The 15420-nt window shown below is 68.2% G+C and carries 15 protein-coding genes; 9 read left to right on the forward strand and 6 right to left on the reverse strand.

The window, feature by feature from the left end:
• Positions 1–26: 26 nt before the first annotated feature.
• From B1790_RS23970 to B1790_RS23990, 5 genes are read right to left on the reverse strand one after another with little or no spacing between them, the layout of a single operon-like run.
• On the reverse strand, positions 27–515 hold the full coding sequence (locus tag B1790_RS23970) for a hypothetical protein (RefSeq protein WP_079925785.1): 489 nt from the start codon (positions 513–515) through the stop codon (positions 27–29).
• Positions 515–994: a hypothetical protein gene (locus tag B1790_RS23975; protein ID WP_142271477.1), complete on the reverse strand. Its 480-nt coding sequence runs from the start codon at positions 992–994 to the stop codon at positions 515–517. The genes B1790_RS23970 and B1790_RS23975 overlap by 1 nt, the downstream gene beginning before the upstream one ends.
• Before the next feature lie 45 nt (positions 995–1039).
• Entirely contained in the window at positions 1040–2461 is a 1422-nt protein-coding gene (locus B1790_RS23980) for a hypothetical protein (protein ID WP_079925787.1), read from the reverse strand.
• A 2-nt stretch (positions 2462–2463) separates the two neighbouring features.
• Entirely contained in the window at positions 2464–2760 is a 297-nt protein-coding gene (locus tag B1790_RS23985) for a hypothetical protein (protein ID WP_142271478.1), read from the reverse strand.
• A gap of 44 nt (positions 2761–2804) precedes the next feature.
• On the reverse strand, positions 2805–3653 hold the full coding sequence (locus tag B1790_RS23990) for an LLM class F420-dependent oxidoreductase (protein ID WP_079925789.1): 849 nt from the start codon (positions 3651–3653) through the stop codon (positions 2805–2807).
• 121 nt (positions 3654–3774) lie between these two features.
• On the opposite strand from B1790_RS23990, the gene B1790_RS23995 reads away from it, so the two are divergent.
• The 9 genes from B1790_RS23995 (at position 3775) to B1790_RS24035 (ending at position 14784) form a co-directional block, all read left to right on the forward strand.
• Positions 3775–4296: a hypothetical protein gene (locus tag B1790_RS23995; protein ID WP_079925790.1), complete on the forward strand. Its 522-nt coding sequence runs from the start codon at positions 3775–3777 to the stop codon at positions 4294–4296.
• Entirely contained in the window at positions 4265–5437 is a 1173-nt protein-coding gene (locus B1790_RS24000) for a type III PLP-dependent enzyme (protein ID WP_079925791.1), read from the forward strand. The genes B1790_RS23995 and B1790_RS24000 overlap by 32 nt, the downstream gene beginning before the upstream one ends.
• Before the next feature lie 56 nt (positions 5438–5493).
• Positions 5494–6624, forward strand: coding sequence for a dimethylsulfone monooxygenase SfnG (gene sfnG / locus B1790_RS24005; RefSeq protein WP_079925839.1), 1131 nt, complete (start codon positions 5494–5496; stop codon positions 6622–6624).
• Positions 6625–6715: 91 nt separating this feature from the next.
• Entirely contained in the window at positions 6716–7621 is a 906-nt protein-coding gene (locus B1790_RS24010) for a DUF5336 domain-containing protein (RefSeq protein ID WP_079925792.1), read from the forward strand.
• Positions 7622–7682: 61 nt separating this feature from the next.
• Positions 7683–9137 carry a DUF6350 family protein gene (locus B1790_RS24015; protein WP_079925793.1) on the forward strand — a complete coding sequence of 485 codons (1455 nt, stop codon included), beginning with the start codon at positions 7683–7685 and terminating at the stop codon, positions 9135–9137.
• Between the two features lie 10 nt (positions 9138–9147).
• Entirely contained in the window at positions 9148–9777 is a 630-nt protein-coding gene (gene purN, locus B1790_RS24020; protein WP_079925794.1) for a phosphoribosylglycinamide formyltransferase, read from the forward strand.
• Positions 9778–9785: 8 nt separating this feature from the next.
• A complete protein-coding gene (gene purH, locus B1790_RS24025; protein ID WP_198952107.1) occupies positions 9786–11357 on the forward strand; it encodes a bifunctional phosphoribosylaminoimidazolecarboxamide formyltransferase/IMP cyclohydrolase in 1572 nt (523 codons plus the stop codon).
• Positions 11358–11435: 78 nt separating this feature from the next.
• On the forward strand, positions 11436–12818 hold the full coding sequence (locus tag B1790_RS24030) for a sigma 54-interacting transcriptional regulator (protein WP_079925796.1): 1383 nt from the start codon (positions 11436–11438) through the stop codon (positions 12816–12818).
• Positions 12811–14784, forward strand: a complete 1974-nt coding sequence (locus B1790_RS24035; protein WP_079925797.1) for a VWA domain-containing protein — start codon at positions 12811–12813, stop codon at positions 14782–14784. Before B1790_RS24030 ends, B1790_RS24035 begins: the two co-directional genes overlap by 8 nt.
• 2 nt (positions 14785–14786) lie before the next feature.
• On the opposite strand, the gene B1790_RS24040 is transcribed toward B1790_RS24035, so the two are convergent.
• The gene (locus tag B1790_RS24040; RefSeq protein ID WP_079925798.1) at positions 14787–15368 is read right to left on the reverse strand and encodes a DUF1707 domain-containing protein; all 582 of its coding nucleotides are present in this window, start codon (positions 15366–15368) and stop codon (positions 14787–14789) included.
• Positions 15369–15420: the final 52 nt, after the last annotated feature.

Consider the following 15420-nt stretch of genomic DNA (forward strand, 5'->3'; position numbering starts at 1 on the left):
GCCTCTGAGCAAGCGGCTGCGGACCGTCAGAAGGCCCAGCTGCCCGACGGCTGCAGCACGAAGCCGTGTCGGTGGTCGGCGTCGATGCACGCGACCAGTTGGTCCCTTCCGGCGACACAGGTGGCGTTCTTGCCCACGAGCTTGCTGCCCGCGTTCATCGGTTTGACCGACCGCGCGGTGACACACCGGCTGGCCGACCGGACGATTGCGTACGGCACGTCTCCACCCGACTCGTCCGCCTTGCGGACCGTCGGGCATCCCGACCCCCCAATCGAATTGGGCACGCCAGGAAAGCCGTGACAGATGACCGATTCGTGCGCACCCCAGTCGAGCACGCAGTCGATCTGTTGATCCGGGCTCAGGAAATTCGTGTCCCCGAGGTCGTCGTAATCGCCGGGGTCGACGGCGGTGAACGCGCTGAGATCTGGGAAATTCGAGGGTGGGGAAGCGATCTTGGGTGTTGGCGAGCACGCGGCGAGCGTGAATGCCCCGACGGCGATCCAGTGCACCCGCATCAGAAGACCCAGCTGCCGGACGGCCGCAGTACGAAGCCGTGGCGGTTGCGCATGTCGACGCAGGCTGTCAATCGATCCTGTCCCGCGACGCAGGTGATCCCGAAGGCAGCGTTGGTGACCTTTTGTCCGGCTCCGAGAACCGGGTCGGAACTTGGAACGCACGATCCGTCCTCGGACTGGAATACGAACGGCTGCGCCGCATTACCGCCGCCGTTCTGCACGTTGTCGCATGTCCCGGGTCGGTCTGAAAGGCCCGGAAAGTCGCCCGTGCACCATGACGATCCGCCGATCGCGCAGCTGATTCCGTCGGTCGTGCGAAAGAACAGATAGCCGTTCGTCCAGCGTTCGGCATGGGAGAAGGGGCGTACGAACTGCCCCGGGTCGGTCTCGGCGAACTGACTCACATCGGGGAAGCCGGGAGGATCGGCGGCGGCCGGGCGGGCCGTCAGGACGCCAAACGTGGCCAGCGTGACCATCACACTGGGCCAGAAGATCTTGCTGCTCAAGGTGTTCGCCCCAGTCTGTCAATGCGCGACGGTGATGTTGGTTTGGTAGGTCTTTGGGTTGTACGGCATGTCCGGCTGGCCAGGTGTTGGAACCCACCCCGGAGGTCGCTCCCAGGTGCTGACTCGCAGTTGGACGGTCTCCTTGCCGGTTACCGGGTCGTAGATGGTGTCGACGATGGTCGGGCCATATGGTGGGGCGCCGCCTGGCCAGGCACCCGGGCCCGGAAACAACGGAGTCGCCTTCGCAGTCAGCAGGCCCTCCGGCGTGGACGCCGTGACGACGCCCATGGGTTGGTCCCCTGGCACGGTGGGGTCGAAGTTGTCCGAGCCGACGAGCATGAATCCGCCGCCCTTGAGTGCGACGATCTGACTCTCCCGATCGCCGGGCAACCCCTTGATCTCACCCTGGGGTTTGAGCGTCTGCATCCAGCCGTTGGGGTTCTTGGGATCGATGGGGTCGGACATGTACAGCCGTCTGGTGCGGTCGTTGGGTCCGTCGTTGCCGACGATGACCATCCGGTTGGTCGCCGGGTCGTACACGCCGCTGGCCTGGGAGATCCCCGGCAGGACACCGATGCGCTTCGAGGGGTCGTTCAGGTCGACGACCGTGGTGTCCGGCGTGGCGTAGTCGGGATTCAGGTCGCCATTCGGCAACTTGTACGGAACCTCGCCGTACAACGCGTACTGCTTTCCGTCGGGCCCGACGATGGTGCCGGTGGGCAGTGGCCGACCACCAGGAACCTCGAGCGGATTGCGTTCGCCGTTCAGTGTCGGATAGTTGGTTCGGCCGTCGCCGCTGATCTCGATTCCGGTGCCGGGAATCGTCGAGTTCAGGTCGCCCTGCGTGCCGTCGGGCGTCAGCGGCGTGGGACCCCCCAGGATCTGCGGGTCACCCGGCTTGGGCGCTCCACCTTGGCCGCCTTCGAGGTCGAAGGTCTGCATGGCCTCGGCAACGGCGTCGAGTTGGCGGGCGACGTCCTCGTCGGCCAGCGCGAGCATCATGGCCTTTGCGCGGATGTCGGCCTGCATGTGTGCCGCGGCGATCTTGCGTACCAATGCCAATGCGGCACTGAAGAATACGGGCATGCGGTCGGTCACCGACAGGTTCTCGCTGACCTCGAAGAACTGGCTGACGGCGTTCTGGATCGCGCCGACCGCGGCGCGCTTGGCGGCGTCGATCACGTCGGCCCCGGCCGTGGCGATCCGCCCGGCCCGTTCCAGCAGCGCGAGAGCGCCACGGACCTTGGCCAGGTTCTCGGCGAGCTTGACCCTGGCCCCCTCGGCACCCGCACCGCTCCACGGCACGGAGTCGACGGCGTGTTGTGCCCGCGTGTACGTCTGGTCGGTGAGGTCGGCTTGGCGCTGCCAGCCCATGGCAGCCTGTCGAAGATGTCCGCTCGACCACCCCTCGACACGCGACCGGGTGGGTGTCTCGACCATCGCTACCTCGGCGGCTGCATGGTCGTGTCGATCTGATCGGCATCTTCGGCGTCCCTCGAGGCGTAGTACCGCGCAGCCCGGGCGACGTCGTCGGCGAACAGCAAGAGGTTCGCCGACGCCTCGCCGACGACGTGGTTCGCTGCCGCGGTGACGCCGACCGCCGCCGGGCCGCTGGGTTGTGCCACGGGCGGCTGCCACTCGTGGGTGACGCCGCCGCTGGTCAGCTGATCGCTCAACTCGCTCAGTTCACGCGCAACGGCTTCCAGTGCCGCGGTGTCGACCTTCAGCGGACCCGTCACGGTCACCACGGTACTGCCCCCGGTACCGCCGGAAGCGCACCAAATCAGACCAGCGCAGCGACCTTGCCAGCCAACCTCTCCACGTAACCGGCGACCTCGGATTCGGACTTGTCCGGCAACCCGAAGAGCACTTCGGTGACGCCGAGATCGGCCCACCGGGCCAACTTGTCGGGGTCGGGCTTGAAGTCGAGCGCGACGATCTGCGGCGCACCGTCGCGGTCGGCGGCGGCCCAGGTGTCCTGCAGCAGCTTCACCGGCGCGTCGATGTCGAAGTCCCGTGGCGTGGTGATCCAGCCGTCGGCCGACTTGGCGATCCACTTGAAGTTCTTCTCGGTGCCCGCGGCCCCGACGAGGACGGGGATGTGCGACTGAACGGGCTTGGGCCAGGCCCAACTCGGGCCGAACTTGACGAACTCACCGTCGAATTCGGCTTCTTCCTGCGTCCACAGGGCCCGCATGGCCTCCAGGTATTCGCGCAACATGGTGCGACGCCGTCCCGGCGGCACGTTGTGGTCGGCGAGTTCGTCTGTGTTCCAACCGAATCCGACACCGAGGCTCACGCGGCCGCCGGAGAGGTGGTCGAGGGTGGCGATGGACTTGGCGAGGGTGATGCAATCGTGCTCGACGGGCAGTGCCACCGCTGTCGACAGCCGCACCTTCGTCGTCACGGCGGCCGCGGTGGCCAGGCTGACCCACGGGTCGAGGGTGCGCATGTAGCGGTCGTCGGGCAGCGACTCGTCTCCCGTGGTGGGGTGCGCGGCCTCCCGTTTGATCGGGATGTGGGTGTGCTCGGGCACGTAGAACGTGTGGAAGCCGTGGTCGTCGGCGAGTTTGGCCGCGGCCGCCGGAGCTATCCCGCGATCGCTGGTGAAGAGAACGAGCCCATAGTCCATGGGCAGAATTAGAACGTGTTCTAGTCCCTGAGCGCAAGGTGGCTCACGTAGAAGGCCTTCGGCGATTCGGGTAGTTCCCTACTCGCGCCCCTGAGGACGCGCGCCGCAAGAGTTTCCTCACATGAACTCCAACCGCTCGATCGCCACCAAGATACGAGAATGGGCACGGCGCTACCTTCCTTGCGAAATCGCCGGCACCACATGCGAAATGGGCGGTGCGGCAATCGCCTACGCTGCCACCGGGTCGGTCGCAGCGGCAGCCGTCGTCGCGACCGTCGGAGCCTCCGTCGGCTACTACGCCGCGGCGTACTCGACGGCCGTGCGCACCGCATACCGAGCACAGCCGTCGTCGTCCCGACTTCGGCGCGGGATGGTCGCGAACGGCCGAGCGCTGCGCAGCATCGCAATCGAGTTCGGCCCGGCCGAGGTCATCGACAGCCTGATCATCCGGCCGCTGGCGTTCTACTTCGGACCGATCCTGTTCGGCGGCCTGGCCGCAGGCTGGATCTTCGCCAAGCTGGTCGCCGACGTCGGCTTCTACGTGCTGGCCATCTTCAGCTACGAACGGTTCACCGGACTGCTGGTGGTTCGCCGATCCGAGGCGGTGCGCCATGAACCCGCAGCGTCGGTCGCAGCTGCGTAGGGAGCTCCGGGGTCGCGCCGGGCACTGGCGCGAGCTGGTCGCGGCGTACGGCACCCCACTGTTGGTCCTCGATCCGTACCGGGTGGCCGCGCAGTACTCGCTGCTCACCGAGCACCTCCGCGGCTTCCGGCTGCACTACGCGGTGAAGGCGCTTCCGCACCCCGCGGTACTGACGGTCCTTGCGGCCAGTGGCAGCGGCTTCGACGTGGCGACCGGCGCCGAGGTCGATCTCCTCGGGAGTCTGGGGGTGCCCGCCGCCCGCTGCATCTACACCCATCCCGTGAAGAAGCCGGCGGACATCGACCACGCCCATGCCGCAGGCATCCGCACGTTCGTCGTCGACAACCCGATCGAGGCGCAGAAGTTCGTCGGCAGGGACCCCGAGATCGAGATCCTGGTTCGGCTGGCGTTCCCGAACCCGTCGGCCAAGTCCGATCTGTCGACCAAATTCGGCACCGATCCCACGGACGCGGAACTGCTCGTCAAGGACGTTCTCGCCGCGGGCGTCCGGTTCGCGGGCTTCAGCTATCACGTCGGCAGCCAGGGCTCGTCGGTGACGCCCTACCGTGATGCCCTCCGCGCGACGCTCGAGTTGACTAGGCACGTCGAGCGAACCCTGGGAGTGCAGGCGACGACCATCGACATCGGCGGCGGGTTTCCGGTCTCCTACCGGGACGAGATGCCGTCCATCGGTGCGGTCGGCGCCGTCATCGACGAGGTGCTCGGGAACCACTACCCCTTCAGGATGCTCGCGGAGCCGGGCCGGTTCGTCGTGGCGGACTGCATGACCTTGCTGAGCAGCGTGGTCGGCAGTGCCACCCGAGCCGGGCGCACCTGGCACTACCTCGACGACGGCCTCTACGGCAGCTACTCCAACGTGATGACCGAAGACGTGCACCCGCCGATCCTCGCGCTGAGCGAAGTGGACGGCGACGACGTTGCGATGCCGACGCTCGAACCCGTCACTCTCGCCGGACCCACATGCGACAGCGCCGACGTGGTGGCCGCCGACTACCCGATGCCGAGGTTGGCCGTCGGGGACTTAGTGGTGAGTCCCACGATGGGGGCGTACACGTCGGTCACGGCGTCGCGGTTCAACGGAATCGCCGAGACACCGATCGTGGTGTCCTCCGCGCGTTGAAATCTGGCCGATCGTTACCCGTGACCGGGCCGGCGCCAGCGGCTGAGATGGCCACCATGACGACCGAACGCATCGCCGACCACGTCAAGTTCGCCTACTGGGTGCCCAACGTCAGCGGCGGCCTGGTGACCAGCGACATCGAGCAGCGCACGGACTGGAACTACGAGTACAACAAGAAGCTCGCGCAGACCGCCGAGAACAACGGTTTCGAGTACGCGCTGTCCCAGGTCCGGTACGAGGCCAGCTACGGGGCCGAGTACCAGCACGAATCGACCAGTTTCAGCCTGGCCCTGCTGCTGGCCACCGAGCGGCTGAAGGTGATCGCCGCCGTGCACCCCGGCCTGTGGCAGCCCGCGGTGCTCGCCAAGCTCGGCGCGACCGCCGACCACCTGAGCAACGGCCGATTCGCCGTCAACGTCGTCTCAGGGTGGTTCAAGGACGAATTCACCCACCTGGGGGAGCCGTGGCTCGAACACGACGAGCGCTACCGGCGCAGCGCCGAATTCCTGCAGGTCCTCCGGAAGATCTGGACCGAGGACGACGTCGACTTCCGTGGTGACTTCTACCGAATCCACGACTTCACGTTGAAGCCGAAGCCACTCAACACCCCGGAGCGGCCCAACCCGGAGATCTTCCAGGGCGGCAACTCGACCGCCGCACGCCGCAACGGCGGGCTCTACTCCGACTGGTACTTCTCCAACGGCAAGGACTTCGACGGCATCACCGAGCAGGTCGTGGAGGTGCGCGACCACGCCCGCACCGTCGGCCGCGAGGTCAAGGTCGGCCTGAACGGCTTCATCATCGCCAGGGACACAGAAAGAGAAGCAAGAGAAGTCCTCCGAGAGATCGTCGAGAAGGCCAACAAGCCCGCCGTCGAGGGCTTCCGCAGCGCCGTCCAGCAGGCCGGAAACTCGACCGGCGACAAGAAGGGGATGTGGGCGGACTCGTCCTTCGAGGACCTCGTCCAGTACAACGACGGCTTCCGGACGAAACTGATCGGCACCCCCGAGCAGGTCGCCGAGCGCATCGTCGCCTACCGCAAGCGCGGCGTCGATCTGATCCTCGGTGGCTTCCTGCACTTCCAGGAGGAGATCGAGTACTTCGGCGCGAAGGTGTTGCCGTTGGTGCGTGAAATCGAGCAATCCGAAGAGGATTCGCGCCACCGATCGGTGCTGCTCCCGGCCTGAGCGAGGCAGGCGACCCGGCCTGCGCCCAGGCCGGGTCCATAGCTTGGTGCGCTAGCGTGGGTGAACGAATCGCCCATCACAGGAGGGGAACATGTCGTATCCATCGGGCCCGCCCGGTAACTCCGGTTACCCGTCTGGGCCGTCGGCCGGGCAGTACAGCGCGCCCACCCAGCAGTTCGGTCACACCCAAGAGACCGCCACCCCCGCGGGGCCGAGCAGGCTGCCGCAGTACCTCGCCGCTGCCGTCGCCGCCCTCGGCTTGTTCGTCTACCTGGCCAACTTCGGCCCGGTGTTCACCATCAACGCCCCGAACCTTCCCGGCTTCGGCCCGATCGGCGGCTCGGTAAGCACCACGCCGATCGGCATCACCCTGGCAACCGCGGTCGCGCTCGTCGCGGCTCTGCTTGCCGGGGTCAGCCTGCTGCCCAAGCAGGGCAAGTCCGACACCTGGGTCGCCATCCTCTCGGTGCTGGCACTGCTGCTGGTGCTCTCGCAGATCGTGGGCCTGCCCTCGGGTGTGTCCTTTGGATGGGCGCTGTACCTGATCATCGTGTTCTCGGTGATCCAGGCGATCGCAGCGGTGGCCGCACTGCTGCTGGAGTCCGGCGTCGTCTCCGCGCCCGCGCCGAAGCCGAAGTACGAGCAGAACCCGTACGGCCAGTACGGCGCGCCCGGGCAGTACTACGGCCAGCCTCAGCACGGCGCCCCCCTGCACCAGCAGGGCCCGCCCCAGCGCGGCGGTTACCCCCAGCAGTCGTACGGCGGCTACCCGAGCAGCCCGTCCACCGGTGGCTTCGGCGCCCAGCCTGGTGCCCAGTCGCCGTCCCAGCCGAGCCAGCAGGCCGGGTCGCAGCAGAGCGGTCCGCCAACGCCCCCGACGGGTTTCCCCGCCTTCGGCTCACCGCAGGGATCGCTCGGCTCTCAGCCGACGCAGTCCTTCGAAACGCAGCAACCACAACAGCAGGCTGCGCCGCAATCCACCCCGCCACCGTCATAATCTCTAGCGGCGCGCACACACCCTTCGCGCGTTGGAGATCGTGCGAGGAGCAACGCAGCTAGTGGACAACCGGCCAGTCGGCACACGTCAGGCTCGCGACCTTTTGCGGGTTGCGTTCGGACCGTCGGCCATCGCAGTCGCGGTGATCGCGGCCGTCGTGTTGGTGCAGTTGGTGATCGCCAACAGCGACATGACGGGTGCATTCGGCGCGATCGCGAGCATGTGGCTCGGCGTCCACGGGGTGCCGGTGTCCATCGGCGGCGCAGAACTCGGCGTCATGCCGCTGCTGCCGATGCTGGCGATGGTGTGGGGGACCGCCCGCACCACGGCAGCCGCGACCAGGGCAGGGACGTCGTGGTTCGTGATTCGGTGGATCGTGGCGTCGGCGCTTGGCGGCCCGCTGTTGATCGCCGCGATCGCCCTCGCCGTGATTCACGACGCGTCCTCCGTGCTGATCGAACTCCAGACACCCAGTGCATCGCTTGCGTTCGGCTGCGTGCTCGCCGTTCACCTCGCCGGGGCGCTCCTCGGAGTCGGCCCCAGGGTGACCGGCCGGCTGCTGAGGTTGCCGTACGTACCCGTCTGGCTGCCGGAGGCGTTCCGGGCCGCCTCGGTGGGTGTGTTGGCGCTGTTCGGGCTGTCCGGTGCGATCACCGCGGGGTCGATGGTCGTGCACTGGGGCACGATGGACACCTTGTTCGGCATCACGGACTCGGCCTTCGGCCAGTTCAGCCTGACGTTGTTGTCGATGCTGTACGCGCCGAACGTCATCGTCGGGACCGCGGCCGTCGCCGTGGGCTCCAGCGCGCACGTCGGCCTCGCGACGTTCAGCTCCTTCACGGTGCTGGGTGGCGACGTGCCCGCCCTGCCCATCCTGGCTGCGGTCCCGAGCCCGCCCTTGGGGCCGATCTGGGTGGCGCTGCTGATCGCCGCGGCGGCGGCGGCCGTGGCCCTCGGTCAGCAGTGCGCGCGGCGGTCCGAGCCGCTGCCAGAAGCTGCGGGCAAGCTGACGACCGCGGCAGCCATCGGGGCCGCAGTGATGGCCCTGCTCGGGTACGCCGGCGGTGGTCGGCTCGGCAACTTCGGCGACGTCGGCGTCGACCAGGCCACGTTCGGTCCCGCGGTGTTCGTGTGGTTCGTCGCGATCGGCGGCCTGACGGTCGTCATGAGCGGCGGCCTCCGGCGTCGACCCAAGGCCCGGCCCATGCCGGCGGCGCCTGCGCCGGCCCCGGAGCCCGAGGCCGAGCCGGACACGTTGCCTGTGCCGACTGCCGAGGAGACCGAGCCGGAACCCGACCCCGAGCCGGAGGTGGTTCTCGAGCCGGAACCGGAACTCGAGGTGGAACCCGAGGCAGAGGTCGAGCCCGTGCCTCTGCCCGAGCCCGCCGAGCCAGCCGAACCCCGGCCGGTTCGGGCCGCGCCCCGGGACGTCTTCGACTTCGACGACGACCCCGAGGCGCACTACTTCGCCGACGACGACCACACCAGCGACGAGCCGCGGCGTTCCTCCGATTAGGCTGCATCGCGTGCAGCCCCCGCTTATCGTGCCCCCCAGTGCGCCGGCTCGGCTGATCGTCCTGGCGTCGGGCACCGGTTCGCTGCTGGAATCGATCCTCGCCGCGGCCGTCGGGGACTACCCCGCCCGAGTGGTCGCCGTCGGCACCGATCGGGACTGCCGCGCCCTCGAGATCGCCGCGGCCGCCTCGTTGCCGAGCTTCACGACCCGCGTCGGCGACCATGCCGACCGCGATGCATGGGACGCCGCGATCACCGAAGCGGCGGCTGCGCACCAGCCCGATCTGGTGGTGTCGGCGGGATTCATGAAGATCCTTGGTCCGCAGTTCCTTTCGCGTTTTCCCGGTCGGGTCGTCAACACCCATCCCGCGCTGCTGCCCGCGTTCCCCGGCGCGCACGCCGTGCCCGACACGTTGGCGTACGGCGTGCGGGTCACCGGATGCACGGTGCACCTCGTCGACGAGGGGATGGACACCGGGCCAATCTTGGCGCAGGAGGCCGTCGACGTGCTCGACGACGACGACGAATCGGCTCTGCACGAGCGGATCAAGGTCGTCGAGCGACGACTGCTGGTGGAAGTGCTTGCCGCGATGGCAACTCGCGGTGTGACGTGGACAGGACGAAAGGCGTTGATCGGATGAGTGTGGACGTGGGTACCGGTGACGGCAGGCGGGCGATTCGACGCGCGTTGATCAGCGTGTACGACAAGACCGGCCTCGCCGAGCTGGCACGAGGTCTGCACGAGGCGGGCGTCGCCATCGTGTCGACCGGCTCCACGGCGAAAACCATTGCCGCCAGCGGTGTCCCGGTGACACCGGTCGAGGACGTCACGGGCTTCCCCGAGGTGCTCGACGGACGCGTGAAGACCCTGCACCCGCGGGTGCACGCCGGGCTGCTGGCCGACACCCGCAAGGCCGAGCACCTCGCCGCGCTCGACGAACTCGGTGTCGCCGCCTTCGAACTCGTCGTCGTCAACCTCTACCCCTTCACCGAGACCGTCGAGTCCGGCGCCAGCGAGGACGAGTGCGTCGAGCAGATCGACATCGGCGGGCCGTCGATGGTGCGCGCCGCCGCCAAGAACCACCCCAGCGTCGCAGTGGTCGTCGAGCCGCGTGGCTACGACGGTGTACTCGCCGCGGTGCGCGCCGGCGGCTTCACCCTCGAGGAGCGGAAGCGCTTGGCGTCACTGGCGTTTCGGCATACCGCGGAATACGACGTCGCCGTCGCCACGTGGATGGGTTCGATCATGGCGCCCGAGGAGGGCGACGTGACCCCGCCGGAGTGGTTCGGTGGGACGTGGAAGCGCGCCGCGGTGCTTCGTTACGGCGAGAACCCGCACCAGCAGGCGGCGCTCTACCGTGACGACTCGTCGTGGCCGGGCCTGGCGCAAGCCGAGCAGTTGCACGGCAAGGAGATGTCGTACAACAACTACACCGATGCCGATGCGGCGTGGCGGGCCGCGTTCGACTACGAGCAGACGTGTGTGGCAATCATCAAGCACGCCAACCCGTGTGGCATCGCCATCTCGTCGGTGTCGGTCGCCGATGCGCACCGCAAGGCCCACGAATGCGACCCGTTGAGTGCCTTCGGCGGTGTGATCGCGGCCAACACGACGGTCAGCGTGGAGATGGCCGAGACGGTCGCCGACATCTTCACCGAGGTCGTCATCGCGCCCGCCTACGAACCGGGTGCGGTCGAGATCCTGGCCCGCAAGAAGAACGTCCGCGTGCTGGTCGCCTCCGAACCTCGGGTCGGGGGCACCGAGTTCCGTCAGGTCAGCGGCGGTCTGCTGGTGCAGCAACGCGATGCGCTGGACGCCTCCGGCGACGACCCGACCACCTGGACGCTGGCCACCGGCACCCCCGCCGATCCCGACACCCTCGCGGATCTGGTGTTCGCCTGGCGTGCCTGCCGCGCGGTGAAGTCGAACGCGATCGTCGTCGCCAAGGACGGCGCGACGGTCGGCGTCGGCATGGGCCAGGTCAACCGGGTCGACGCGGCACGGCTGGCCGTCGAACGGGCCGGCGACCGGGTGCGGGGAGCGGTGGCGTCCTCGGACGCCTTCTTCCCCTTCCCTGACGGGCTCGAGGTGCTGACCGCGGCGGGTGTGACGGCGATCGTCCACCCCGGCGGCTCGATGCGCGACGACCTCGTCACCGAGGCGGCCGCTTCGGCGGGCATCGCGCTGTACCTCACCGGCGCGCGCCACTTCGCGCACTAGGGCCACGTCACGGCGTCGTAATTTCGCTTAGAGCACGGACCTGGTGCCTCGGGGCGCCAACCGTCGTAGCGTGGAGTAGTGACATCACCTAACGATCTCCCCCGCACCCTCGGCGAGCTGCGCGCGTCTGGGCACCGCGAGCGGGGCGTGAAGGCCGAAATCCGCGAGAACCTGCTGGCGGCGCTCGGCGAGGGCCGCGACGTGTGGACCGGCATCCTCGGCTTCGAGGACACCGTCATCCCGCAGCTCGAGCGTGCGCTGATCGCCGAACACGACGTCGTGCTGCTCGGCGAACGTGGTCAGGGCAAGACGCGGCTGCTGCGATCGCTGACCAACCTGCTCGACGAGTGGACCCCCGTCATCGAGGGATCCGAGCTGCACGAGCACCCGTACACGCCGATCACACCCGAGTGGATCCGGCGTGCGGCGGCCTCCGGCGACGACCTGCCCATCACGTGGCTGCACCGCAGCGAGCGCTACACCGAGAAGCTCGCCACCCCGGACACCAGCGTCGCCGACCTCGTCGGCGACATCGACCCCATCAAGGTGGCCGAGGGCCGCAGCCTCGGCGACCCGGAGACCATTGCCTTCGGGCTGATCCCGCGGGCGCACCGCGGCATCGTCGCGATCAACGAGCTGCCGGACCTCGCCGAGCGCATCCAGGTCTCCATGCTCAACGTGATGGAGGAGCGCGACATCCAGGTCCGCGGCTACACGCTGCGACTGCCGCTGGACGTCCTCGTCGTCGCCAGCGCCAACCCCGAGGACTACACCAACCGCGGTCGCATCATCACCCCGCTCAAGGACCGGTTCGGCGCCGAGATCCGCACCCACTATCCGCACGCGCTCGAGGCCGAGGTGGGCGTCATCAAGCAGGAGTCCCACCTGCCGGCAGCCGTGCCCGACTACCTACTGCAGATCCTGGCCCGGTTCGCCCGCTCGCTGCGCGAATCGCAGTCGATCGACCAACGCTCCGGGGTGTCGGCGCGGTTCGCCATCGCCGCCGCCGAGACCGTCGCCGCCGCGGCGACGCACCGGTCCGCGATCCTCGGCGAGCAGGACCCCGTCGCCCGTGTCGTCGACCTGAGCACCATCGTCGACGTGCTGCGCGGCAAGCTGGAATTCGAGTCCGGCGAGGAGGGCCGCGAGCAGGCGGTGCTCGAACACCTGCTGCGGCGCGCGACGGCCGACACGGCGCAGCGGCTGCTCGGCGGACTCGACGTCGGACCGCTGGTGACCGCCGTCGAGGAGGGCGCCCCGGTGACCACCGGTGAGCGCGTGTCGGCCAAGGACGTGCTCGCCGCGCTCCCGGGTCTGCCGGTGGTCGACGCCATCGCCGAGCGGCTTGGTGCCCAGACCGACGGCGAACGCGCCGCCGCCCTGGAGCTGGCTCTGGAGGCGCTGTACCTGGCCAAGCGCATCGACAAGGTCTCTGGGGAGGGCGAAACCATCTATGGTTAAGCGCATTTCGCGGTATTCGCGCTACTCCGGCGGACCCGATCCGCTGGCTCCTCCGGTCGACCTGCGCGAGGCGCTGGAACAGATCGGGCAGGACGTCATGGAGGGCAGTTCGCCGCGACGTGCACTCTCCGAGCTGATGCGGCGGGGCACGCAAAACATGCGTGGCGCCGACCGGCTGGCTGCCGAGGCCAATAGCAAGCGTCGAAAACTGTTGCAGCAGAACAATCTCGACGGAACGCTGCAGGACATCAAGAAGCTGCTCGACGAGGCCGTGCTGGCCGAACGCAAGGAACTGGCGCGGGCGCTCGACGACGACGCCCGCTTCAACGAGCTTCAGCTGCAGGCTCTGCCGTCGTCGCCCGCGAAGGCCGTTCAGGAGCTCTCCGAGTACGACTGGCGCAGCGACGAGGCGCGGCAGAAGTACGAGCAGATCAAGGACCTGATGGGCCGCGAGATGCTCGACCAGCGCTTCGCGGGCATGAAGGAGGCGCTGGAGAACGCCACCGACGAGGACCGGCAGCGCGTCAACGACATGCTCGACGACCTCAACGAGTTGTTGGACAAGCATGCCAGCGGCCAGGATTCGCCTGAGGACTTTCAGGAGTTCATGGCCAAGCACGGCGAGTTCTTCCCGGAGAACCCGAAGAACATCGACGAGCTCCTCGACTCACTGGCCAAGCGGGCGGCCGCCGCGCAGCGGTTCCGCAACAGCCTGTCGCCCGACCAGCGTGCCGAGCTGGATGCCTTGGCGCAGCAGGCCTTTGGTTCGCCGTCGCTGACGAATGCACTCGACAAGCTGGATCAGCACCTGCAGAATGCGCGGCCCGGCGAGGACTGGCAGGGGTCGGAGCGGTTCAACGGCGACAACCCCATGGGCATGGGGGAGGGCGCGCAGGCGCTGGCCGACATCGGGGAGCTCGAGCAGCTCGCCGAGCAACTGAGCCAAAGCCACGCCGGCGCACAGATGGACGACGTCGACCTCGACATGCTGGCCCGCCAGCTCGGCGACCAGGCGGCCGTCGACGCCCGGACACTGTCCGAACTCGAACGCGCGCTGATGAACCAGGGGTTCCTCGACCGTGACGCCGACGGTCAATGGCGCCTGTCACCGAAGGCCATGCGTCAGCTAGGTCAGATGATTCTTCGCGATGTGGCGCAACAACTCTCGGGACGCCACGGTGAACGCGACACCCGTCGCGCCGGTGCGGCCGGTGAACTGACCGGGGCCACCCGGCCGTGGCAGTTCGGCGACACCGAGCCATGGAACGTCACCCGCACGTTGACCAATGCCGTGCTGCGGCAAGCGGGAACTGGCGTTGCGGAGCTGCCGATGCAGATCACCGTCGAGGACGTCGAGATCTCCGAGACCGAGCAGCGCACCCAGTCGGCCGTCGCCCTTCTCGTCGACACGTCGTTCTCGATGGTGATGGAGAACCGCTGGCTGCCCATGAAGCGCACGGCGCTGGCGTTGCACCAACTGATCAGCACCCGGTTCCGTTCCGACGATCTGCAGATCATCGCGTTCGGCCGGTACGCGCGCACCGTCAGCGCCGCCGAACTGACCGGGTTGGAAGGCGTGTACGAGCAAGGCACCAACCTGCACCACGCGTTGGCCTTGGCGTCGCGCCACCTCCGTCGCCACCCCAACGCCCAGCCGGTGGTCCTCATCGTCACCGACGGCGAACCGACGGCGCACCTCGAGGACTTCCGTGACGGGGAGGGCGCATCCGTCTTCTTCGACTACCCGCCCCACCCGCGCACCATCGCCCACACGGTGAAGGGCTTCGACGAGATCGCGCGACTTGGCGCGCAGGTGACCATCTTTCGGCTTGGCAGCGACCCCGGACTGGCTCGATTCATCGACCAGGTGGCCCGCCGGGTGGAGGGGCGCGTCGTCGAGCCGGATCTCGACGGGCTGGGTGCCGCCGTCGTCGGCGACTACCTACGCTCGCGTCGGAGGCGCTGACGCTACTGCTGGGCCTTGCGCTTCTTGCGCTTGACCCCGACGCTGCCCCACAGTGAGAACCCGCGAATCGTGACGTGGGGGGCACCAGGGGAGCCCTCGTCGGCGAGGTGGTCGAATGCGCCCATCACGCCGACGCCGCGCACGACGACGTTCACTTCCGGCGGCAGCAGAATGGTCTGACCGCCGAAGACCGAGTACGAGTGGATCTCCACGTCGGCGGCGGTGAAGTCGGCGTAGCGAAGGTCGATCACGCCGCCGCCGAACAGCGTCACCGACGTCAGTCGCTTCGGCACGTTCCACCTACCGCGCCGCTCGAAACCACTCATGATCGCCAAGAGCAACGTCGACGGCGCGGGCTGGCCGGGTCCGATCGCGGGCGCCGTGGTGGCGATGCCGGGCAGATCCGAGCTGAGGCGGTCCAGTTCGTCGAACGTCTGGGCCGCGTACGCCTTCTTCAACCGGTCCTCGTACTCGCTCATCTCGAGGCGGCCCTGTGCGACGGCATCGGTGAGCAGCTGTGCCACCTGAATGCGATCGGTGTCGGCAGCACGCATCGACCCGTATCGCGACGCTCCGTTGCTCATCGACGTCGAGCCTACGACGATCGGTCAGACATGCAAGGTGCGGTGCGAAGAA

The organism is Mycobacterium sp. AT1 (assembly GCF_002043095.1).
Taxonomy (GTDB): domain Bacteria; phylum Actinomycetota; class Actinomycetes; order Mycobacteriales; family Mycobacteriaceae; genus Mycobacterium.